Origin of the sequence: Pseudomonas sp. W22_MBD1_FP4 (assembly GCF_052113765.1) — a bacterium.
Taxonomy (GTDB): Bacteria; Pseudomonadota; Gammaproteobacteria; order Pseudomonadales; family Pseudomonadaceae; genus Aquipseudomonas; species Aquipseudomonas sivasensis.
Genome location: NZ_JBGQOI010000006.1, coordinates 125555 through 146362, shown reverse-complemented (window position 1 = coordinate 146362; position 20808 = coordinate 125555). Strand labels below are relative to the sequence as shown.

Genomic DNA, 20808 nt, shown 5'->3' with positions numbered 1-20808 from the left:
ACGGAGCTGATCCTAGGTTTCGATCAACCCGGCAGCAAATCCTTGAAAACCTTCTCCACGTAGGCTTGCATGAACCAGTCAGGGATCTCATCAGCCCTGAATTCAAGGTCAGTCCCATCTGTTACTTCAGCGAGCAGCACCAGATCAGCGCCGGAGTTATCAAAGATATAAGCCCGGTTCGAGGCTGCGATGGCTGCTGGCAATAGGTTCAGGCAACGACCGTAGCGCTGCACAATTTTTTCCGTGGGGACTGGGTGTCCACCTGCCGCGACACGGTTCTTGACCCTGTTGATATTGATGTCAGGATCTTCAGTGGCGACAAAGTAGAGGTAGGTTCGATATCCCGACGCTTTTGCCTTAAGCATAAAAGCGACTTTGTCCTCGCTAGACATCACCGTTTCGAAGGTGAAAGACAACTGGGCTTCAAGGAGCTTGTGCCGCATGAAATCAGAGAGCACGGAAGCAAAATAGGAATTCATCGCGACGGACTGGAAATTCAGGCCGTTATTACTGAAGTCTATATTGGATGCCTCTTCAACGAGCTGGGTCGACCGAATCAGTCGGTGCGACTTGATAAAGCCGAGAACCTCGTCGCCTTCGACTTCCAGTTGAAAATCGCTGAATTCCAGGCGTCCGCCCTCTTTGGCAGCCTTTTCGATTTCATCCGCGTTAATGTAGATCCCGATCAGGTGGGAAGGGACGGCACTTTTCATTGTGCTTTTACCGGAACCATTAGGGCCGGCAAACACCCTCAGCCGAGGGACGGTCATGAGCAGCGGTGCACCTTGATAATCCCGCCCAAAGTCACTTTATGCTTGGGCTTGGCCACTCGAATAACCTTGTGCTTACCGTCGGCAGTCGTCTCAACGAGCTGGCCGTCCATGACTTCCATCACGCTGCGTCCGGCCGCCAGCGCGTTGATATAGGCCGTATTGATCGCACCTTCAGCCATAGCTGGGATTTTACCCTCCAGCCGGCTCACCAGATCATCACTCAACACTTGATCGGCTTTCATATCGCGCTCCACGTTCTCAGAGCGTGCAGAATCTGCACTTATCAGAATCCTAGCTACGTAAATCTGTTATCACAGACCAACGCCACTTCTGTCAGATCTCCATTCTAGAGGAATGGAGCCTGGAACCATACCTTCCAACAGATTTTCGTGCCGTAAGCCAATATCACCAGGACTGGGAGTCGTATGGTTACGATGACACGCCCCGAAGCCGTTGCTGAATTCTCAATAAAAAACCGGCTTCGAAGGCATCTTGGCTGTCTCCTGCAAGACAGGTCTTACGTGCCTGCGCCAGCTCCCACCACAGAGGTATATCACCCGGTGTTTCGAGCCAAGTTTGGGCGCATTGCACGCCACGTTCGATCATAGGCGCAAATTCGCGGCCCCACGGCGTCAAAAGACTCGGGCAGCCGTCCGCCGCCGGAATTGAAACGTAATTTTCGTCCATAGACACCTTAGCTTTCGATTTAATTATTAATGCTGGGTCTGTCCCAAGCAGCATAGAAACAAAACTGGCACTTCGCTTAAGCATCAAAAAAGAGCCCAATCAGGCCAATGTAGACTATATCCCGTGGATTGAGAGTCCCTCAAGGCGCAGTTTGCGCGCATGACTCAAGACTTCGAACAGCTCCGTCTGCAACTCGCGGAAAATATCCGCTCGATGCGACGCATGAAGAACCTTACCCAGGAGCAATTGGCGCTCATGGCCGAGGTGGATCGTACCTACGTGAGTCAAATCGAACGAGGGGTAGGCAACCCGTCGTTATTGGTCCTCTGCAAACTCGCCAACATTTTCGAGATCAAAACGGATCAGTTGCTCATCGAGTCTGACGCGCTTGCTCGTACGCTGAGCGCTGAATGACCCTCTGCTGATCTAGAAGATCGTTATAAACCGACAATCCTGCGTTCGGCTTTCTCACTGACACCCATCTCTCGATTATTGAACCTGTCCAGGTCATACACCCAGAGCCTGGATCATGTCTGCTGCCTGCCCGCACATTTCGCCCCAGAAATTACATCCGTTGGTGCTGAGCATTCTGCTGGCATCCGGGTCAAGCGTAGCGCTGGATACCGGCAACGTTACCGCCTCCGTACTGTCTCCAGACTGCCTCGAGTACAGAGTCGTCGGCATCTGCTTTTGGTTGCTCTGCACCCCCTTCGGCTGCACGGTTAAAACCTCAACCAAGGTTCGTCATTTCATTCCTGAGCTAGTGGTCTCGAGCTATGCCACCACCGGTGCCAATCCTTGGACCGAGATGGCCGCCCTATCCTCTCCTATCAGTGGTGCGGAAGGAGGCGGTAACATGATCACGCCGAACACCAAGCGCGATAACCTGCCTCGTTTCAAAAACGTTGATGCCATCGGTCATCCAGGTGGCTGGGCCGCCACGCAACTGGCCTCGCAATCCGGCTACGCCTGCGCCAGCGGCGCCACAGCGTTCATGCCCTATTACCTGAGTACTTGGGACTCACTGGCCTGGCGTCATGGCATCCCGGAAAGCCTTTACCCCGAGTCGCTCGTGCCCGAGATCCGTGAAATCGGTCGGCAGCTTTCGGGCAACATGTGGGGCAACGTCTATCCCCGGCAAGGATTTTTGGTGCAACCCGACGATTTCAAAGCCGCTGCGGTGATGGCGCAGCGGGCGGGTGATGTCATTACCCGCAACTGGCAACCGCACGTGTATGTCCCGCTCACACCCGTACCACGCGATGGTTATTGGCCACCTGGCCCAATCGTTGAAAACGACGCTTCGACCCACAAATGGCAATTGCTCTCCCCTTTGGTTCAACCCACATGTGCCATCTTCCCCAGCAACCCGGTGCAGAGCGCGGATGGCGGCTACGCCTGGTCGCTGTGGCGTCCCTATAGCTGCTGTAAGCGTGAGGGACAGACCTTCCTGTTCAGCATCGACTTCGAAGGCGGTGCTTCATGAGTCGGCCTCTTGCAGGACCATGGTTGAGCCCGAGGAGTTTGTTGCTCTGCGGACTGCTCGCCGTGGCCACGTATGCCCACGCCGCCGAGGACGATTACCGTCTAGGCACTCAAGGCGAAGTGCTCGACGACCGGGTGATGTACACCATCGGTGGCGGCTCGGCAGCGGGCTCGCCGAGCTCGCTCTATCGCCCCAACGGGCTCGGCGTCGGCGCGTCCTGGCGAGCAAACATGATGTGCGGAAACATGAGCCTGACCAATACCCTGCAAAACCAACTGAACGGCGTCACCGAAGGCTTCCAGCAGATCATGGGCAGCATTGTGCAGAACGCGACCCAAGCGGTGATGTCGCTGCCTGCGTTGATCATCCAGCGCGCCAACCCTGGGCTTTATGAGTTGTTGAGTAATGGGGTGATGCAAGGGCGCATCGATTTCGACCGTTCCAAGCTGACCTGCCAGGCCATGGCCGAGAAGATGGCGGACAAGGTCGGTCAAGCCGGCTGGGGCGCATTGGCCAAGAACCAGGAGATGCAGGGTAACCTAGAACAAACCGGCGGTGATGCGGTGGCCGCAGTGAAAAACACCGAGGCCCGTAACGGCAACAACGGGGTGTCTTGGGTCGGCGGGCAAAAGGCTGGAGGTAACGGACAAACACCCATCCGGGCAACCTCCGATGTGGTGCGCGCGGGTTACAACCTTCTGCATAACCGGTCGGTGGATGACAGCGCCTCGATCAGTAGCAGTGATTGCCTGGGCGGCGCTATTTGCCAGGCATGGACCTCACCCCAAGAGGAATCCGAATGGGCTGTTCGAGTGTTGGGCGAGACCGAAGTCGCGACCTGCGACACCTGCGAGACTCTGCGGGCTACCGCAGGCAGCGGACTGACTCCGCTGATTCAGGAGGCCTACGGTGAACATCTCAAGACCCTGCAGGGATTGCTGTTCGGTTCTCTGCCGCCTACCCCTGACAATCTGAGCAAAGCCTCCAGCCCGATGCTGCCAGTGACCCGTGGTGTGATCGAAGCCCTGCGCGACGATCCTGATCAGGAACTCCTAGCGCGGCGCCTGGCTAGTGAGACGGCCCTGTCCAGCGTGCTCGACAAAGCGCTCCTGCTATTGCGCACGCTGCTGGCAGGCAGCCACGAACCTAACATCGCTTCCGCCGAACCGGCTCAAACGGCCTTGACGAAAAACATCGACACACTGGAGCGCGAGATACGCTTGCTACAAACCGAGTTGCAGGTCAGGCAGATGCTCACAACTAATACCGCCAGCCTCGTGCTCGATCGACATGCCGGAGGTGCCGATGCGTCACGCATCGTCGAGCAAGGCGACCCCGAACCTGGCCGACTCAACGACGCTGATGCCAGGCGCAAGTGAGCCATGAAACGCTCACTGCTATTCACTATGCTTGCAAGTCTAGGGATCGCAGCGGGGATGATCCTGACCGCCGCACTTATCGCCTGGATCGGCTGCACTGTGCTGGGCAGTTTCGGGGCCTGGCAGCAAGCCTTGGAATCGATACGGCCTTATCTGCGGTGGTGGCGTGTCCTGCTCTACGGCGTCCTCTTTACACTCTGGTGGGACCTGCTGAGGCGCTACCGACATCGACCACAGGACCGACTGCGCGTGAAACGCGCCGGGACATTAGGGCTCTTGCTCTTTACCTGCGTCGAGCTCACTCGATTGTGAGGTAACCACCATGCTCATGAGCACCAACAGCTACCTGGAGTTTTACCTCTCCCTGCTGGCATGGATCGTCAACAACGGTATCTGGAACGTCATGTCCGATACTGGATTGTTCGCCGCGCCCTTCGGCGCGATTATCTTGCAAGAGTGGTTGTCGGCCCGTCAGCAAGGCGCGGATGAAGGCAACAAGGGATTGCTCTCGGTGCCGCGGATTGAGAACCGATTATGGCTGGCCTATATCGTCGTACTGTTCGCCTGTGCGCCCGTCTTTCCGTTGAACCTTGCCTCAATGGCGTTTGATGATGCAGCGAGCCAACGCTGCGGTGTCAGCGTGGCCAAGCCAGCGGAAACCGCCTGGGGTACCACTTTCAACACCATCGGAGAACGCTCTGCCAACGTGCCAATCTGGTGGTTTCTGGTGCACGCCTTAAGTAAAGGAGTGACCGCAGCGGCCACCGCCTCCATTCCCTGCGCACCGGACATCAGGCAGATGCGCATGGAGATCGACAGTTCTCGCATTGATAACCAAGTGTTGCTACAGGAAGTCGCCGATTTTACTCGCGACTGCTACGGCTATTCCCGCTCTCGGCTGTTCACCAATCGTCCGCAGCTGGAGAAGGCGCAAAGTCATGATGCGTCCTGGATCGGCTCACGCTATTTTCTCGACACTCCGGGCTACTACGACACCGATCGCTCACGGACACCGCGAGTCAGCTGGCCCTATGATGAAACCCGCGATGTTTCATTGCCACGGCTGGAGAATGGCGCAGGCTACCCCACTTGCAAACAGTGGTGGAGTGATAGCGGTATCGGGTTGCGAGCACGCTTGATCGAGCAAGTCGATCCTTCGCTGCTGACCCAGCTGAAAGGCTGGTTGACTGGTCGCTCAAGCAACGAGATCGAGGATGCCACGCTTCGCGAACTGGTCAGCCCGCGCCAACAATCGATGTCCATGTCGCCCGGACAGGTGTACCAAGACTATGGCTCCAGTGCTCGCGGCGGATCGATCAATCAGGGGCTTAATAACCTGGCCACCAACACTGGGCTGGCTCTCGGCTCCTTCAGCAATTTCCCGGCGATGAACGCGCTACGCGCCGCTCTGCCGATGGTGCAGGCTTTCCTGATCATGGGCGTCATAATCAGCTTGCCGCTGATCCTGCTGGTCAGTACCTACCAGCTAAAGACCGTCATGACGGTGACGTTCGCGCTGTTCACGCTGCACATGCTGACCTTCTGGTGGGAGCTGGCCCGTTGGGTCGACTTCAGCATGCTCGATACCTTGTACAACCAGGTGTCGGCGTCCAATCAGGTGCTGTTGTCCCTACCCACATCCGGCTTTATGGACGGAACCGTCACGGCGCAGGTGATTGAGTATGTGATGGGGGCGATGTTCATCGTACTGCCGATGTTGTTCCTTGGAGCCATGAGCTGGACGGGATATGCAGTAGGAAATGGGATTCAAGCCATGTTGGCCAATGGCAGCAAAGCCGCAAGTGATTCAGCAAGCAAAGGTACGGATCAAATAATCGGGGCTGCTAAGCGCTCAGTTAGATGACTTGCTATCGCCGATGTAGTGCCCGTTGTCATCGAAGTCACCGATGTAGAGGTCGGCACCGAGATAATCTGGTCCTGTTTCCGCCTCTTTAAGATCCCCATTAATGGCAGCCTTGGACACCAGAAGTCCAATCACAGCAATCATCGTTACCAAAGAAGCGACCAACCAGAAACCGATAAAGAGCAACCCAAGGATGAGTGCCAGCTTCGTAACCAGAAAGCTTCCACGAACCAATAGCCCCCCCGCGGGCATACCTGTCGCCACCGCACGTTTAGCCACACGAGATTCAAATCCTTTCAACCTGCGATAAACACGTTTTACCGACATACCGCATGCATATGCCCAGCGGTGTGCACGGGAGATTTGAGGTGACTGCTGAGCCGGCATGATTGCGCCCTCTTCTGAGCGTATTCCTGTGAAAATCGAGATTACAGCCTACTACTGAAAACCGCCCATGCTTAACCGTTTATCAGCTTGTTCGGTCGAAAACTCTTCACTGGAAGACAGAAGACGCACCTCGTACAACAGTGCCTCTAAGGCCGTTGACCCATCCATATCATCCAGCTACATAGAGGGTACGGATCGCTGTTATCGACAGCACCTTCCCAGGTAGCCAGAGCCTTCAATGCTACGTCACTCCGGTGATGGTTCCCCCCCAAGTGCGATTAGCGTTCGGTGGCTCGCACAGTCACGTTTCACGGGTGATGAACGCCTACCGCTCTCCCGAGCTTCTTTCGAGCTCGGCTCGTCCCAAATCCTCTTGCTTTTCTTCAACCCACTGTGGGGAAATTCTTTCCCCTATGGGACAGGTTTCTTCGCGCTATCAACGGAGGCACACCATGTCCGACTCACTCACAAGCGAAGCACTGAACACTCTGCGCTTGCCCATTGTGTTCACTCAAGACGCGTGGCAACACGCAGTATTGCTCGATGGCTCAAGTCATCCTGAAAAGCTGCAGCTCGATAGGCTGAGCAACGTCGTACGCGCAGCCTTCAAAGCTCACCTGGCCGATCCAAACACACCCTACGTGGTGTTCGAGGTAGCCGAGTTCGGCTCAGCGAGTGATGCAGATCATGAGTCATTACTGCGACTGAGCCTAAGCCTGCTTCAGGCATCAGACCAACCTAACGCCTTGCTGATAGCGCTTGCGGAAGAGCAACAACGCTGAACGCAAATGGCCATACCCGGCCACTGATCCAACTCAGGCTATACGCAGTCCTGCATCAATCCAATCAACACCCACCGGGGAACCCTCCCCGACGGGCAAGGCGTTCCTCCGGTTTTTCGAGGAACATGCCATGCGCAATATCTACCAAGACGTGACTGACAAGATCGTTACCGCGTTAGACCAAGGCGTAGCGCCCTGGATCAAACCCTGGTCCTCAAGTGGCTCAGCTGACGTCGATCATCACCAACCCTACCCCATCAACGCCATCACCCAGCGTCCCTATTCGGGCATCAATTTACCGCTGCTCTGGGCCGAGGCCAGGTTGCAGGGGTTCACTCAAGATCGCTGGCTGACCTTCATTCAAGCCAAAAAAGCCGGTGGACACATCCGTAAGGGTGAGCACAGCACTCTGGCAGTACTCTACAAGCCGATGGAGCGCGAGGAACAGACCGAATCAGGCCAACCCGTACTTGATGAGAACGGTCAGCCCAAGATCGCTCACTTTGGCATTCTCAGGACGCATTTTCTGTTCAACATCGAGCAAACGGAGGGGCTCGAAACGCTCAACGAAACTTTGCTCGAGACGGAACCGAGCGATCCCGTCTTCCCCAACGCTGCTGCAGAAAGTTTGTTGCTAAGTTCGGGCGCACATATCATCCATCGATTTGCCGACGAAGCCTTTTACCACCCGATCAGGGATCTCATCCAACTGCCGACAAAATCGCAATTCCACGATCAAGGTGGATACTACGCCACTGCACTTCACGAGCTGACGCACTGGACCGGACACCACTCTCGATTGCAGCGCGAAGGCGTGACCTCTCCGTGTCCATTTGGCTCGCCAGGCTATGCATTTGAAGAGTTGATCGCCGAAATGGGCGCCGCTTTTTTATGTGCCTACGCCGGTATACGGGGAGAGCTTCGGCACGAGGGCTATATCGACTCCTGGCTCGGCCTGCTCAATTCTGACAACCGCGCGATTTTCCGCGCCAGTGGCCAGGCCCGATGCGCCTCGGAGTATGTGCTCGACCTGGAGCAGCAACAGAAGCAGACGGTAATGGATAATTCGCGATGCATGAACGATGGAGCTTGATCGTTACCTCACTGCTGCAATCGCTTCACAGGGTACAACACGAGTTGGACCCTTTTTCTATGCCCAGAAAAATCCCCACACCGCGGAGCTCTGACGCAAAGAACATGAGGTAATCCCGTAACCGCAGTACACCGTTACGTATCCAGATTCTCAGCCAGGTAATCCACCAGCTCGAGTGGACTTCGGCTGTCGATCACCTTGTAGATCAGATCGCGTTTGCTGCGCGGCAGCTTCTTGACCACGCTCTTCGCCGAGGCCCTGACAGCTTCGTCTGTCCCATGGATACGTGCCGCGAGCAGCAGCACGAGCGTGGCGTCAGTGAGATTCATGACAAGACCCAATAAAATTCGCACCGCAGTGTACCGACACTTTCCTTTTTCGTACCAGCATGCGCATACAATAAAACGGCACCAGGACAAATCGAGATTCCGATTGCCGCACAAAGGGAACCGCGTCAAAAGGACCGGTAAGGGTTGGAAGGGAATGGGGAGTCAAGAGTAAGAGCCCTATCCGAAAAGGCTAAAAGGCCACTGACTCTGCCAGTTCCCGGGAGGACCATGATGCTCAGTCTGTTTCGGCACAAAAGGCAAAAGCCTCCTGCGCCACCAACCGTAAACGTCGCCGATGGGTATCTGCCCATCGAATCGTCCCAGAGCTTGTTAGCAGCCGAGCATCGCCGCCAGTTGCTCGATCGCATCTGGCAGTACACCGCCCTCTCCCATCCACAGTTCAGCCAGCTCTATTTAAATCCGATCCATCGCTACGCCGAGCTGGTCCAGCAGCTTCCAGCCAGCGAGACGCACCACCATGCTTATCTTGGCGGCATGCTCGACCATGGGTTGGAGCTGGTCGCTTGTAGTTTGAAACTGCGTCAGTCGTATCTGCTTCCCACCGGTGCCGCCCCCGAAGACCAAGCCGCCCAGACCGACGCCTGGTCCGCCGGCATCGCCTATGGCGCCCTGCTGCATGACATCGGCAAGATCGCCGTGGACCTGCTGGTCGAACGCCAGGATGGTCGTGTTTGGCATCCTTGGCAGGGTTCCCTGGATCAGCCCTACCGTTTTCGCTACCTCAAAGGACGCGACTACCACCTGCACGGCGCCGCCGCAGGTTTGCTCTACACCCAAATTCTGGACCGACCTATCTTGGACTGGCTCAGTGGATTTCCGTCGCTGTGGGCCTGCCTGCTGTATGTCCTGGCGGGCCAATACGAACGTGCCGGCGTGCTCGGTGAGCTGGTGATGCAGGCCGACCGCGTTTCCACCGCACAGAACATCGGTGGTAATCCGAGCAAGGCGCTGCAAGCGCCGATCCATTCGCTGCAACATCACTTGATCAGCGGACTGCGTCATCTGGTTCAACATGAACTGAAACTCAACCAGCCAGGTGCCGCTGGTTGGTTGACTGAGGATGCCCTGTGGCTGGTCAGCAAGACGGTCACGGACAAGCTGCGAGCCTATTTGCTGTCGCAATCAATTGAGGGAATTCCCTCGTCCAACCTCGCGGTATTCGACGAGTTGCAATCGCATGGATTGGTTGAGCCTACGCCGGAAGGCAAAGCCATCTGGACCGCGCTCGTGGCACAGGGAAACTGGCAGCAAACCTTTACCTTTCTGCGCCTTCAACCGGCACTGATTTGGGGGAACGAAGACCGGCCCGAGACTTTCAGCGGAACGGTGAGCATTGCGGCCCATGACCACTCAACTGACACCCCGGCACCAACACCAGCGCCCGAGACAGCCAGTACTAGATCAGCTCAAAGCCAACCGCAGCCGGATCCCATGGCGCTAGAGGATGCCGATTACCTCGGCACGCTGCTGGACATGTTCGAATTGGAAGAGCCCGAGGCCAAAGACGCACTGTCAGAAAGTGCTGTCGAAATTCCAACGCTTCAATCGGATAACCCAGGCCAGGCATTCCTGAATTGGGTCAAGAAAGGCATTCTGAGCCACAAACTGATCATCAACGACAGCAAGGCGAAAATCCACACGGTGGGTGGCAGCGTATTTCTGGTCACGCCTGGTCTCTTCCAACGCTACGCGCAGGAATTTCCAGGCGTTTCTCAAGGTTCAGATCAGGAGATTGACGAATGGCGTTGGGTGCAAAAGCAGTTCGAAAAACTGAAGGTCCACAGGAAGCGTGGTGACGGATTGAACATCTGGACCTGCCAAGTTGAAGGCCCACGGAAGAAGGCCAAACTCAAAGGCTATTTACTCGAAGATCCCGGGCTAATCTTCGAATCACTGCCTCCGGGCAACCCCTACCTCATGCTCGAGGTAAGGTAGCGGCACAAAGAAAATCACTCCCTCGTTTCCGTTACTCTGGAATGACCTCTAGGTGCCCGACATTGAAAAACTGGCCGGACAGTACGAAGTACTGAAATTCCAATGCTAACGATGGTACATACTGGAGAGGACGAATGGCTAATTGATCCGGTCTTGAATCATCTCCCATAGGAGCCGCATGCCATCATGAGGGACAAATAGGATGCCTGATTCCAACCGCACTTCTTCGCTCACCACCGAATATGAAAGTGACGGTGTGTGCCGCATTCTTGCTCTTGACGGAGGTGGTGCGAAGGGCTTTTACACGCTTGGAGTCCTCAAGGAAATTGAGGCCATGCTTGGTTGCCCGTTGTACAAGAGATTTGACCTTGTATTTGGAACGAGCACCGGCGCCATCATCGCTGCACTCATCGCACTCGGATACGAAGTAGATCAGATACATGCTCTCTACAAGGCACACGTACCGAGAGTCATGGCTAGCAAGTCGGCCGCAGCCAAGACTGCGGCGCTTCAATGTCTGGCAAAGGAGGTCTTCGAGGACAAAACCTTTGAAGACTTCAAGACTGGCATTGGCATCGTCGCCACCCGCTGGATGACTGAGCGGCCAATGATTTTCAAGAGCGACATTGCACAGGCCCATGGCCGTAAGGGAACCTTCAAGCCGGGCTTCGGTGTATGCATTGCAGATGCCGTACAAGCTTCTTGCTCGGCCTACCCATTTTTTGAGAGAAAGGTCGTCATCACCGATGCAGGAGACAAAATCGAGCTAATTGACGGCGGTTACTGCGCGAACAATCCAACCCTTTTTGCAGTTGCCGATGCGACTGTCGCACTCAAAAAAGAGCGTCAAGACATCCGAGTAGTGAATATCGGCGTTGGTATATACCCGGAGCCTAAGCCAGGATTTCTGATGGGGATCGCGAAGAAATGGGTAGCGATCCAATTACTTCAGAAGACCCTGGAAATCAATACCCAATCGATGGATCAACTGCGTGACATCTTGTTCAAAGACATAGCAACAATCAGGATCAGTGACACCTTCGAGCGTCCAGAAATGGCAACGGATTTGATGGAGCACAACTTGGAGAAACTGAACATCCTTCGTCAGCGCGGCAGTGAGTCATTTGCTTCTCGCGAAGTGCAGTTGAGGGCGTTTTTAACGTGAGGGGGCAAGGATTATGGGAATACCTGAATCACAACTTGAAGTCTGGTCCCACCAGGGGTCTATCACTCAATCTGCTGCGACTTACAACACGATTAAGAATGTCTCAGAGGCTACGACCGCTACGTATCACGGGAAAAACTACAAGGTATTCCTTCAGGGCTCATATGGGAATGACACCAATATATACGCAGAAAGCGATGTAGATGTAGTTATACGACTTGATGATGTCTACTACAGCGATCTGGAGCAATTGTCGTCAGAAGACAAAGACGCGTATGACCAAGCATTTATCCCGGCCACATATTCGTATGCTGAGTACAAGCGGGAGGTTTTGAGGGTTCTTACGGACCGATTCGGTACCGACGTGGTGGCGGGCGATAAGGCCATTGCTGTGGCAGCGAATGGCAGCCGGCGCAAGTCGGACGTAATTGTTGCAATGCAGTTCCGACGCTACTGGAAGTTTAAAAGTACCTATGATGCAACTTTTGATGAAGGGATCTGCTTCTTCGACGGCGCAGGCACGCGCATCGCAAACTATCCAAAGCAGCATTCGGAAAATCTCACAGCGAAACATCAAGAAAGCAAAAAGTGGCTGAAGCCAATGGTTCGCATCCTGAAGAATATTCGAAGTAAGCTCGTTGCTGACGGAAGATTGGAGCCCGGAATCGCGCCATTTTATTATATCGAAGGGCTACTCTATAACGTACCCAACAACAAGTTCGGATCTAGCTATGCTGATTGCTTCGTGAATGCTATGAATTGGATTCAAACGGAAGCAAATAAGAGAGAGCTGGTATGTGCCAACGAGCAGTACTATCTGCTTTGGGAGGGGACGCCAACTTCATGGGAGAGGGCCGACGGAGAGGCATTTATCGAGGCTGCCATCAAGTTGTGGAATGAGTGGTGAAGTGAGCCATAAAAAATTATCTGCCGTGGTGATACGGTAGTCAGCAAACTTGGGGAATTCTCATGGCAGGCGGTCTCATTTACCTTTTTATGTGGAGTTATCAGGTCAGCTACAGAATTCATATTCAAATTCTAGCTCGAGATGTCCTACAGAAATTGGGGGCGGAGGCAAATGCAGAGGTGCTTCTGGTTGGAGCGCGCAGCCCCGATAGCGACAACCGTAACCATGTATGCATAGAGCCGGAAGACGGAAAGTGGTCTCCATCTTTGTTTGAAGGTTTGCTTGAGTCCGTCGAGTCGACTTATCGCAATCACGATTTACAGAACATGTGTTACGGCGATGAGCAAAGCATGCGTGACAAACCAGAATGGATGCGTCGCGACTCTGTACGCACCGCGGTTGCCAAGGCGCTAGAAACCTTCGACACCGAGCACGCAGTTATCTCATTCTGCGGCGAGGCCCGGCGCCTAGGCGAATACTACGTAACTCCGGTCGTGCAAATTCCTAATGCAACCTTCGTTCAATTTCCTCCTTTACCTTCCATACATATGGGTGAGAAACAACGGGGACGCGGATTTCGCAGTCTAATACACGCTGCGATGCACGCCGTTCTTCATGAAGCTACCGAAGAGTTGCATAATCCTGATCCAGGACGCTTTACTCATCGCAGTATGAGGAACGCAGAGGAGATCGTCCATATTGCTGCGAAAGACTTCCTACATACACCCGGACTGTCTATCGATCAGCGATATCTTCATACCGATCTTTTCGACACCTTGAACCTTGTCTCGTCTCTAATGTATGAGGGCGCGAAAGGTATTGGCCATCTCATTCTCGTCGACCCGGAGAACGAGGCGATCGAGTTTCTGGTAAGATTTACCGAACCTGTGTCTTTTCGTCAGCCGCGATGGGTACGGAAAATTTTGCAGATGGCGACGACTGGTGTCGGAATCATTGCTAACAGTCAATACATATTTGGGCTTGGGCAGTTAAAGAAGTCGCATAGCCCAAGTGAGCAAGATGCATTCACAGTGGCTTTTCTTGATCATTATCACTGGGAATTACGTTGCGGCAATCAGATACTGATTCGCAGTCAGTATGCAGTGGCTAAGCTCCCACAGGAGCCCTTCAATAAAGCTGCATTTTTAGCAAACTACGCGCGGCTGTTCTCTCAGTCGGTGCCGAAAGACGGGCTGCACCTGTGGAGCTTACTGCTGGCTCAGATTGACCAGAAACACGGCAGTATGATCGTCGTCGCCGAAGATGCGGCCAGCGAAGCGCATAGACTCAGCAAACAAGGTACCAATGTCTTACCCGTTCGGCTTTCCGAGGAGTTACTTCGGAGCGTAAGCGGTATTGACGGAACCATATTGCTCGACCCCTCTGGCTTATGCCATGCAATCGGGATTATCTTAGATGGTGAAGCGAACGAAAATTGTACGCCCTCAAGAGGGTCGCGATTCAACTCTGGCATGCGCTATGTACAAACTGAAAGCCATCGAAGGCTTGCTATTGTTGTCTCAGACGATCACACCGTCGATATTATCCCCGCGCTTAGACGACTAGCTAGCCGTAACCTTATTGAACGGCATGTTGAACAGTTTGAAACGGCAACCCTCGATAACTATCATGACTCTCGTAACTGGTTGAATGACCATCGCTTCTATATCAATGCTCAGCAATGTAAGCGGATTAACTCCGCAATCGAAAGACTGAATGATCTCCCGAAAGAAGTAGGCGCGATTCATCTTGATACAGCGAGATTCGAGGTTCATCCCGAGATGGAGGAAAGTTACCTTACCGATTAAGTCCGTGTAGCTGACATCGTGGCCAAGGAAGCGGTAACATCCGCTGTCATCGCTCGAAGACAGTTCCTCAGCTTGAGACCAGGGCACTGCACACGATTCGTGTGATCTCGTCGAAATTATCCGGAATGAGGACATCGATTGGCGAACGAGCTTTTAGTTGCTCATGAGGCTTACAAAGCACTCCATAAAGCCCCCATGCATCCACATCCGGAGACTGCGTTAACACCGTGAGAACCAACTTGTGCCGCAGTGGATCAAGCTGCCAATCGGGAATGCGCTGACCGCGATTCCCCAGACTCAGGGATAGTAGGCGCCGAGCCTTGATATCGCGGTTGATCTGATCGCGGGATTTGCCTGCCAGTTTGGCGAAGACAAGCAACGGCAAATTATTCGAAGCTTCATAGGTGGCGAGCATCTCGGCGCGCTGACGTTGTATGTCAGATACTTGGGGTTCGCGCAGCTGTTCAGTCTGCGTTGGAGCAGGTAGGACAGGTGAATACTGAGCCGCGTTAAGGACCGGTTCGTTGCTGACGGACATTTTGGAGGCTGGGACCGTCGTCGCTGGGAAGCCACTGCCGTATGGAACGGCGTTTGCATTCTCGTTTTCCAACGGCGGCAGCGAAGCGGCTCCCTCCAATAGAATGGTTAACGGAGAGCTTGCCGCTTTCTGTTGGCCCTGCCCCCACAGATCCAAACGGTTCGCCCAATCTTGCATCATGGTCCGGCGCTGCTCGACGTACTCCGCATGATTGTAGGCTGCGCTCACCTTGTCCGGATCAGCATGAGAAAGCTGAGCGTCCACCCACACCTTCGGGTATCCAATCTCGTTCAGCGCCGTCGAGATCGTTGCCCTCATGCCATGACCGGTGAGTTGATCGGCGTACCCCATCCGGCGTAGCGCGCCATTCAGCGTGTTCTCACTGATACGCTTGCTCAGGTCGCTTCGATGCGCAAACAAGTAGCGTTGCGCGGGGACAACCTGATCCAGCAAGTGACGCACGATCTCCAGCGCTTGAACCGACAGCGGGACAATGTAGGGCGGTACATTTTGAATCTGCTTACCTGGCTTCCGCATCGCTAGCTGGAGTTGTTTCACCACTTCCGCCGGTATGACCCACAAGCGCTTCTCCAGATCGAACTGGTCGGGTGTCGCCAAGCGTAGCTCGCCCGTGCGAACACCGGTCAGCAATAACAACCGAAGGCCAAGCCGAGTTTGGTTGGCGCCACCGTAATTTCGAAGCGCAGCCATCAATGCCGGGAGCTCGTCCATACGAAGAAATGGATTGTGCGTAACCGGAGGTTTGGGGAGTGCAACCACATCAAGATCTGAAGCTGGGTTGTGTTCCAGCCCCTCGATTTTCACCAGCGCATAGCGGAACAATTGGTTGAACCAGGTCCGGCATTTTTCGGCTGTCGTTAAGGCCTTGCGCTGTTCGATCCTGCTCAGTAAATCCAGCAGATCGTGACGATTGATATCGTAGATGGACCGCCCGCCCAGGGTGGGCAGGACGTCTTTATTGAAGATTCTCAAGATCTGCGAGAGCGTGCTCTGGCGTCCTTCCTTCAGGCTCAGCCTGCGGAACTCTACCCACTGATTGAACACAGCCTCGAAGGTGTGCTCTGCCGCAAAACGAACAGCACGACGCTGCTGTTTACGGTGCTCATAGGGATTGATACCTTGGGCGACCAAGGCGCGCGCCTCATCGCGTCGGGCACGGGCTTCTTTAAGGCTGATTTGCGGATAACTACCGAGAGACATGCGCTTCTGCACGCCCGCCCAGTAGTATCTGAAACGCCAGATTTTCCCGCCGCGTGCGGTCACGTTGAGCGCGAGCCCATCCGTGTCGCCTATTGTGTAGTCATTGCCGGTGATCCGGGCTTGCCGAACGGTCGTATCCGAGAGTGCCATAGCGAGCTCCTGAACAGAGTCAGGGCCAGATGCTCGTCTCGCTATCCAAGCTGCTCCAGCAAAAAACCGATTCAGTGCACATCCAAATCCAAGATCCTCGTTCGGGACTTAAATCGGGACTTAAAAGCACTGGATGGAGCTGGATTTCAGTGGTTCCCGCTGGAACGAAAAAAGGGCCTTAAGGCCCTTATTTCAATCACTTACAGAATTCAGTGGAACTCTGTAGCGCAATATTTGGAGCGGGAAACGAGACTCGAACTCGCGACCCCGACCTTGGCAAGGTCGTGCTCTACCAACTGAGCTATTCCCGCTTGGTGATGCGCATTCTATAGAATCCTGAGCACCCGTCAACCTCTTGATTCAAAAAAGTTTTATTTCTTTTCAACAGTAGTGCGCAGATGTGGCCAGGCAGCGCGCAGATACTGGAGCATCGACCACAGGGTCAGACCGGCGGCGATAAGCAGCAAGGCGTAGCCCAGCAATACCCAAAAGGAGAAATCGGACGGGTTCGCCAGCAGGATGACCAGCGAGAGCATTTGCGCGGCAGTTTTCCATTTCCCCATGTTGGACACGGCTACGTGGGCGCGGGCGCCAATTTCGGCCATCCATTCGCGCAGAGCCGAAACGACGATCTCACGACCGATGATCACCGCGGCCGGCAGGGTCAGCCACAGATTACCGTGCTCTTGCACCAGCAGGACCAGAGCGACAGCCACCATCAGCTTGTCGGCCACGGGGTCCAGGAACGCGCCAAAAGGCGTGCTCTGCTCCAAGCGGCGGGCCAGGTAGCCGTCAAGCCAGTCGGTGGCAGCCGCAAAGGCGAACACCGAACTGGAGGCCAAGTAGCTCCATTCGTACGGCAGATAGAACAACAAAATGAAAATCGGGATAAGCAAGACGCGTAGAACGGTGATCAGATTAGGGATATTCATCGGCACAACTGGCTACGAGGTGGAAAGGCATTCTATTCGCTGTGCAGATTCGCATAAATCAGCTCAGCGAGCTTTTTACTGATACCGGGTGCTTTGGCTATCTCGTCAATGCTGGCACGGGACAGCTCCTGCAAGCCACCAAAATGTTTAAGCAAGTCGCGACGTCGCGTCGGGCCGACCCCGGCCACCCCTTCCAGAGTTGAGGTTCGCCGGGTTTTGCCACGGCGGGCGCGGTGGCCGGTAATGGCGAAACGGTGAGCTTCGTCGCGAATCTGTTGAATCAAATGCAGCGCGGGCGAATCGCCCTTCAAAGTGAACTCATGGGCGGCATCATTCAAGTACAACGTCTCGAAACCCGCTTTGCGTGTGGTCCCCTTGGCCACGCCGAGCAGGATCAGATCAGGTACCGCCAGCTCGTTGAGCACGTCGCGGGCCATGGACAGTTGCCCCTTGCCGCCGTCGACCAGGAGGATATCCGGCAACTTGCCCTCCCCGTCCTTCAACTTACTGAAGCGGCGCGTGAGAGCCTGGTGCATGGCGGCGTAGTCATCGCCGGCGGTCACACCTTCGATGTTGTAGCGCCGGTAGTCGGACTTGATCGGCCCTTCCGGACCAAACACCACACAGGAGGCTACGGTGGCCTCGCCGCTGGAGTGGCTGATGTCGTAGCACTCCAGACGCTGTGGTGGCTCGTCCAGATTGAGGACTTCGGCCAGGGCGTCGAAACGTGCGGCCACATGCTGTCGGTTGGCCAGGCGCGCACTCAGGGCCTGCTCGGCATTGGTCACCGCCAATTGCTGCCAACGCGCGCGGGTGCCGCGTACGCGGTGGCTGATGTCCAGCTCGCGGCCACGCAGTTCGTGGATCGCCTCGATCAAGGTGGGGAAGTCTTCGTGCACTACGTTGACGATCAGCTCCGACGGCAGGTCGCGCTCAGGGCTGCTCACGTAGTACTGGCCCAGGAAGGCGGCCATGACTTCGGCCACTTCCTCGTCGATACCGGTCTGCGGGAAGAAGTTCTTGCTGCCGAGCACTCGCCCGCCGCGCACACTGATCAGGTGCACACAAGCGCCGCCCGGGTTGACGAAGGCCGCGATCACGTCAACGTCGCCGGTGCCACCTTCCATGCTTTGTTGGTCCTGGACACGGCGCAGCAAGGAGATCTGGTCGCGTAGCTCCGCAGCCCGCTCAAAATCCAGGGTACTCGCCGCCTGCTCCATGGCTGCCGATAGCTCATCGGTGAGCGCATTGCTGCGTCCTTCTAGGAACATCACCGAATGGCGCACATCCTCGGCGTACTCCGACGGTTCCACCAAGCCCACACAGGGCGCCTTGCAGCGTTTGATCTGATATTGCAGGCAAGGCCGCGTGCGATTCTTGTAGAAACTGTCTTCACACTGGCGCACAAAAAAGGTTTTCTGCAGCAGGCTCAAGCTTTCACGAATTGCCCCAGCGCTGGGATAAGGCCCGAAGTACTTGCCCTTCGCCTTCTTCGCCCCGCGGTGAATGCTCAGGCGCGGGAAATTACCGTCCGATAAAAACACATAGGGGTAGGATTTATCGTCACGCAGCAAAATGTTGTAGGGCGGCCGCCATTCCTTGATCAGCGTCTGCTCAAGCAACAGCGCTTCGGTCTCATTGGCGGTGATGGTGGTTTCGACCTGGGCGATGCGCGCTACCAGGGCGGCAGTTTTCGGCGCGAGACCGCTCTTGCGAAAATAGCTCGCCAGACGATTTTTCAGGTTCTTGGCTTTGCCGACGTAAAGCAGGCGGGCCTCGCTGTCGAACATGCGGTACACGCCAGGGCGGCCACTGCAGGTTGAGAGAAAGGCACTCGAATCAAACGGTGTGGTCATGTCAGGCGCTGGCGTCCACCATGCCGTGGCGCACCGCGAGCAGGGTCAATTCAACATCACTGCTGATGGCGAGCTTCTCGAAAATGCGATAGCGGTAGGTATTAACGGTCTTGGGTGAGAGGCACAGTTTGTCGGAGATCGTCTGGACCTTCTGGCAACCGACGATCATCAAGGCGATCTGGATTTCCCGCTCCGACAGTGCATCAAACGGCGAGTCGCTGACAGGCTGGAAGGACTTGATGGCCAACTGCTGAGCAATCTGCGGGCAGATGTAGCGCTGGCCGGCAAACACCAGGCGAATGGCTTGGACCATTTCCGCCAAGCCTGCCCCTTTAGTGAGGTAACCCGCAGCACCAGCCTGCAGCAGACGTGTCGGGAACGGGTCTTCCTCGCACACAGTCACCACCACGACTTTGATGTCCGGATGGCTGCGCAGCAATTTGGTCGTTGCACCAAGACCGCCGATCCCAGGCATCTTGACGTCCATCAACACCACATCGGGTTTCAACTCCCGGGCCTTAATCAGGGATTCCTCCCCCGACTCGGCCTGGCCGACTACTTGCAGGCCATCGATGTCAGCCAGCATTCGTGTAATGCCTGTACGAACGAGATCATGGTCATCGACTACTAGCACCCTAATCAAGCAGACACCTCGCGAAATGGTCTTATAGGTTGCCGAACACCTTAGCAAAAAACCAAGGCGCAGACCTAGTTGCACGCGTCATATATATGGAGTTTGGTTAAGCGACGACCACCCGCCGGGAGGCGGATGGCTCAATTTGCTGGGCGAAGCGTCAGGAATCCTGGGGGTTTGGCTTGGCTTTTCCATTCATCGAAGATGAATGCTCGGCCAAAGTAGAGGTCAGGCGACGGATCGCAGCCTGGTCTTCCTTGAACATTGCGCGGTAATCCCCGAGTACCTTCTCTTCGATGTGGCTCAGGTTTTCCAATTGAATCGGCGTGGCTGCGCCAGTCAAAACGTACAGCACATCCACACCTCTCGCGGCGACGCGAGACAAGTAGTCCGCTTTAGGTGCACGTCCTCCACTTTCGTATTTACCTTGTGCGTTGGCTTCAACGCCTCCGATTTCACCAAATACTTTTTGCGACAGACCAAGTCGCTCCCTTTCTTGCCTCAAACGCAAACCGATTCCACTCATTTGGATGTATGATCCTGTTTGGCACACCCCAAGAGGTGACACTCTCATCCCTTATTTAAACAAACTTGAACGGTTTTGAACTATGCCCGGAATCCGTACCGCAGCACAAGCCAAGGCCTGGCTGGAACACCAAGGCAAGTCAGTTCAAGCGTTCGCTCGAGAACATGGCGTCGATCCGGCAACCACCTATCAAGTGCTCGCTGGGCGCAAAAAGGGACGGCGTGGGGAGGCCCACAAGGTAGCGGTCCTTTTGGGTATGAAAGAAGGGATTATCCTTTCTGAGGCTGATGGCCAAAACGCCGATCAGGAAGTCAACTCCTGAAGCCAGTATGCGC

The 20808-nt window shown here is 55.1% G+C and carries 22 protein-coding genes and 1 tRNA gene; 12 read left to right on the top strand and 11 right to left on the bottom strand.

Going from position 1 to position 20808, the window contains the following annotated elements; genetic code table 11:
• Positions 1 to 23: 23 nt before the first annotated feature.
• The 3 genes from ACEN2T_RS10470 to ACEN2T_RS10460 all read right to left on the bottom strand — a co-directional run bounded on the left by ACEN2T_RS10470 (position 24) and on the right by ACEN2T_RS10460 (position 1460).
• Positions 24 to 770: a zeta toxin family protein gene (locus ACEN2T_RS10470; protein ID WP_442116674.1), complete on the bottom strand. Its 747-nt coding sequence runs from the start codon at positions 768 to 770 to the stop codon at positions 24 to 26.
• Positions 767 to 1015, bottom strand: coding sequence for a hypothetical protein (locus ACEN2T_RS10465; RefSeq protein WP_058545077.1), 249 nt, complete (start codon positions 1013 to 1015; stop codon positions 767 to 769). The genes ACEN2T_RS10470 and ACEN2T_RS10465 overlap by 4 nt, the downstream gene beginning before the upstream one ends.
• A gap of 187 nt (positions 1016 to 1202) precedes the next feature.
• On the bottom strand, positions 1203 to 1460 hold the full coding sequence (locus ACEN2T_RS10460; protein ID WP_183703973.1) for a LasR-specific antiactivator QslA: 258 nt from the start codon (positions 1458 to 1460) through the stop codon (positions 1203 to 1205).
• A 159-nt stretch (positions 1461 to 1619) separates the two neighbouring features.
• On the opposite strand from ACEN2T_RS10460, the gene ACEN2T_RS10455 reads away from it, so the two are divergent.
• The 5 genes from ACEN2T_RS10455 (at position 1620) to ACEN2T_RS10435 (ending at position 6189) form a co-directional block, all read left to right on the top strand.
• Entirely contained in the window at positions 1620 to 1874 is a 255-nt protein-coding gene (locus ACEN2T_RS10455) for a helix-turn-helix domain-containing protein (protein WP_025214492.1), read from the top strand.
• Positions 1875 to 1989: 115 nt separating this feature from the next.
• Entirely contained in the window at positions 1990 to 2946 is a 957-nt protein-coding gene (locus ACEN2T_RS10450; protein ID WP_442116673.1) for a TIGR03756 family integrating conjugative element protein, read from the top strand.
• Positions 2943 to 4325, top strand: coding sequence for an integrating conjugative element protein (locus ACEN2T_RS10445; RefSeq protein ID WP_442116672.1), 1383 nt, complete (start codon positions 2943 to 2945; stop codon positions 4323 to 4325). Before ACEN2T_RS10450 ends, ACEN2T_RS10445 begins: the two co-directional genes overlap by 4 nt.
• A 3-nt stretch (positions 4326 to 4328) precedes the next feature.
• A complete protein-coding gene (locus tag ACEN2T_RS10440; protein ID WP_442116671.1) occupies positions 4329 to 4637 on the top strand; it encodes a hypothetical protein in 309 nt (102 codons plus the stop codon).
• A gap of 10 nt (positions 4638 to 4647) precedes the next feature.
• Positions 4648 to 6189, top strand: coding sequence for a conjugal transfer protein TraG N-terminal domain-containing protein (locus ACEN2T_RS10435; RefSeq protein ID WP_442116670.1), 1542 nt, complete (start codon positions 4648 to 4650; stop codon positions 6187 to 6189).
• On the opposite strand, the gene ACEN2T_RS10430 is transcribed toward ACEN2T_RS10435, so the two are convergent.
• The gene (locus ACEN2T_RS10430) at positions 6178 to 6576 is read right to left on the bottom strand and encodes a DUF3742 family protein (protein WP_442116669.1); all 399 of its coding nucleotides are present in this window, start codon (positions 6574 to 6576) and stop codon (positions 6178 to 6180) included. The two genes, ACEN2T_RS10435 and ACEN2T_RS10430, sit on opposite strands and share 12 nt — an antisense overlap.
• 452 nt (positions 6577 to 7028) lie before the next feature.
• Between ACEN2T_RS10430 and ACEN2T_RS10425 the strand changes: the two genes are divergently transcribed.
• Together ACEN2T_RS10425 and ACEN2T_RS10420 are read left to right on the top strand one after the other, a co-directional pair.
• Positions 7029 to 7358, top strand: a complete 330-nt coding sequence (locus tag ACEN2T_RS10425; RefSeq protein WP_442116668.1) for a hypothetical protein — start codon at positions 7029 to 7031, stop codon at positions 7356 to 7358.
• 130 nt (positions 7359 to 7488) lie between these two features.
• On the top strand, positions 7489 to 8451 hold the full coding sequence (locus ACEN2T_RS10420) for an ArdC family protein (RefSeq protein WP_442116667.1): 963 nt from the start codon (positions 7489 to 7491) through the stop codon (positions 8449 to 8451).
• A 134-nt stretch (positions 8452 to 8585) separates the two neighbouring features.
• On the opposite strand, the gene ACEN2T_RS10415 is transcribed toward ACEN2T_RS10420, so the two are convergent.
• On the bottom strand, positions 8586 to 8780 hold the full coding sequence (locus ACEN2T_RS10415) for a DUF7740 domain-containing protein (protein WP_025214500.1): 195 nt from the start codon (positions 8778 to 8780) through the stop codon (positions 8586 to 8588).
• A 231-nt stretch (positions 8781 to 9011) separates the two neighbouring features.
• Here ACEN2T_RS10415 and mobH point away from each other — a divergent pair, with 231 nt between their 5' ends.
• The 4 genes from mobH to ACEN2T_RS10395 all read left to right on the top strand — a co-directional run bounded on the left by mobH (position 9012) and on the right by ACEN2T_RS10395 (position 14616).
• Positions 9012 to 10736: a MobH family relaxase gene (mobH, locus tag ACEN2T_RS10410; RefSeq protein ID WP_442116737.1), complete on the top strand. Its 1725-nt coding sequence runs from the start codon at positions 9012 to 9014 to the stop codon at positions 10734 to 10736.
• A gap of 202 nt (positions 10737 to 10938) precedes the next feature.
• Complete coding sequence (locus tag ACEN2T_RS10405) at positions 10939 to 11901, top strand: patatin-like phospholipase family protein (RefSeq protein ID WP_340053156.1); 963 nt, start codon at positions 10939 to 10941, stop codon at positions 11899 to 11901.
• 13 nt (positions 11902 to 11914) lie between these two features.
• Positions 11915 to 12808 (top strand): nucleotidyltransferase domain-containing protein, encoded by an 894-nt coding sequence (locus ACEN2T_RS10400; RefSeq protein ID WP_442116666.1) that lies wholly within the window; start codon positions 11915 to 11917, stop codon positions 12806 to 12808.
• A gap of 62 nt (positions 12809 to 12870) precedes the next feature.
• Positions 12871 to 14616 carry a hypothetical protein gene (locus ACEN2T_RS10395; RefSeq protein ID WP_442116665.1) on the top strand — a complete coding sequence of 582 codons (1746 nt, stop codon included), beginning with the start codon at positions 12871 to 12873 and terminating at the stop codon, positions 14614 to 14616.
• A gap of 67 nt (positions 14617 to 14683) precedes the next feature.
• Here ACEN2T_RS10395 and ACEN2T_RS10390 read toward each other — a convergent pair whose 3' ends face one another.
• The 6 genes from ACEN2T_RS10390 to ACEN2T_RS10365 all read right to left on the bottom strand — a co-directional run bounded on the left by ACEN2T_RS10390 (position 14684) and on the right by ACEN2T_RS10365 (position 20473).
• Positions 14684 to 16525 (bottom strand): tyrosine-type recombinase/integrase, encoded by a 1842-nt coding sequence (locus tag ACEN2T_RS10390; RefSeq protein WP_442116664.1) that lies wholly within the window; start codon positions 16523 to 16525, stop codon positions 14684 to 14686.
• A gap of 235 nt (positions 16526 to 16760) precedes the next feature.
• A tRNA-Gly gene (locus ACEN2T_RS10385) sits at positions 16761 to 16836 on the bottom strand.
• Positions 16837 to 16896: 60 nt separating this feature from the next.
• The gene (gene pgsA / locus ACEN2T_RS10380) at positions 16897 to 17457 is read right to left on the bottom strand and encodes a CDP-diacylglycerol--glycerol-3-phosphate 3-phosphatidyltransferase (protein WP_442116663.1); all 561 of its coding nucleotides are present in this window, start codon (positions 17455 to 17457) and stop codon (positions 16897 to 16899) included.
• 32 nt (positions 17458 to 17489) lie between these two features.
• The gene (gene uvrC / locus ACEN2T_RS10375; protein WP_442116662.1) at positions 17490 to 19313 is read right to left on the bottom strand and encodes an excinuclease ABC subunit UvrC; all 1824 of its coding nucleotides are present in this window, start codon (positions 19311 to 19313) and stop codon (positions 17490 to 17492) included.
• A 1-nt stretch (position 19314) separates the two neighbouring features.
• Positions 19315 to 19956, bottom strand: a complete 642-nt coding sequence (gacA, locus tag ACEN2T_RS10370; protein WP_442116661.1) for a response regulator transcription factor GacA — start codon at positions 19954 to 19956, stop codon at positions 19315 to 19317.
• Between the two features lie 151 nt (positions 19957 to 20107).
• Positions 20108 to 20473 carry a helix-turn-helix domain-containing protein gene (locus ACEN2T_RS10365; protein WP_032886614.1) on the bottom strand — a complete coding sequence of 122 codons (366 nt, stop codon included), beginning with the start codon at positions 20471 to 20473 and terminating at the stop codon, positions 20108 to 20110.
• 82 nt (positions 20474 to 20555) lie between these two features.
• Between ACEN2T_RS10365 and ACEN2T_RS10360 the strand changes: the two genes are divergently transcribed.
• On the top strand, positions 20556 to 20795 hold the full coding sequence (locus ACEN2T_RS10360) for a DNA-binding protein (protein ID WP_032886615.1): 240 nt from the start codon (positions 20556 to 20558) through the stop codon (positions 20793 to 20795).
• Positions 20796 to 20808 lie beyond the last annotated feature (13 nt).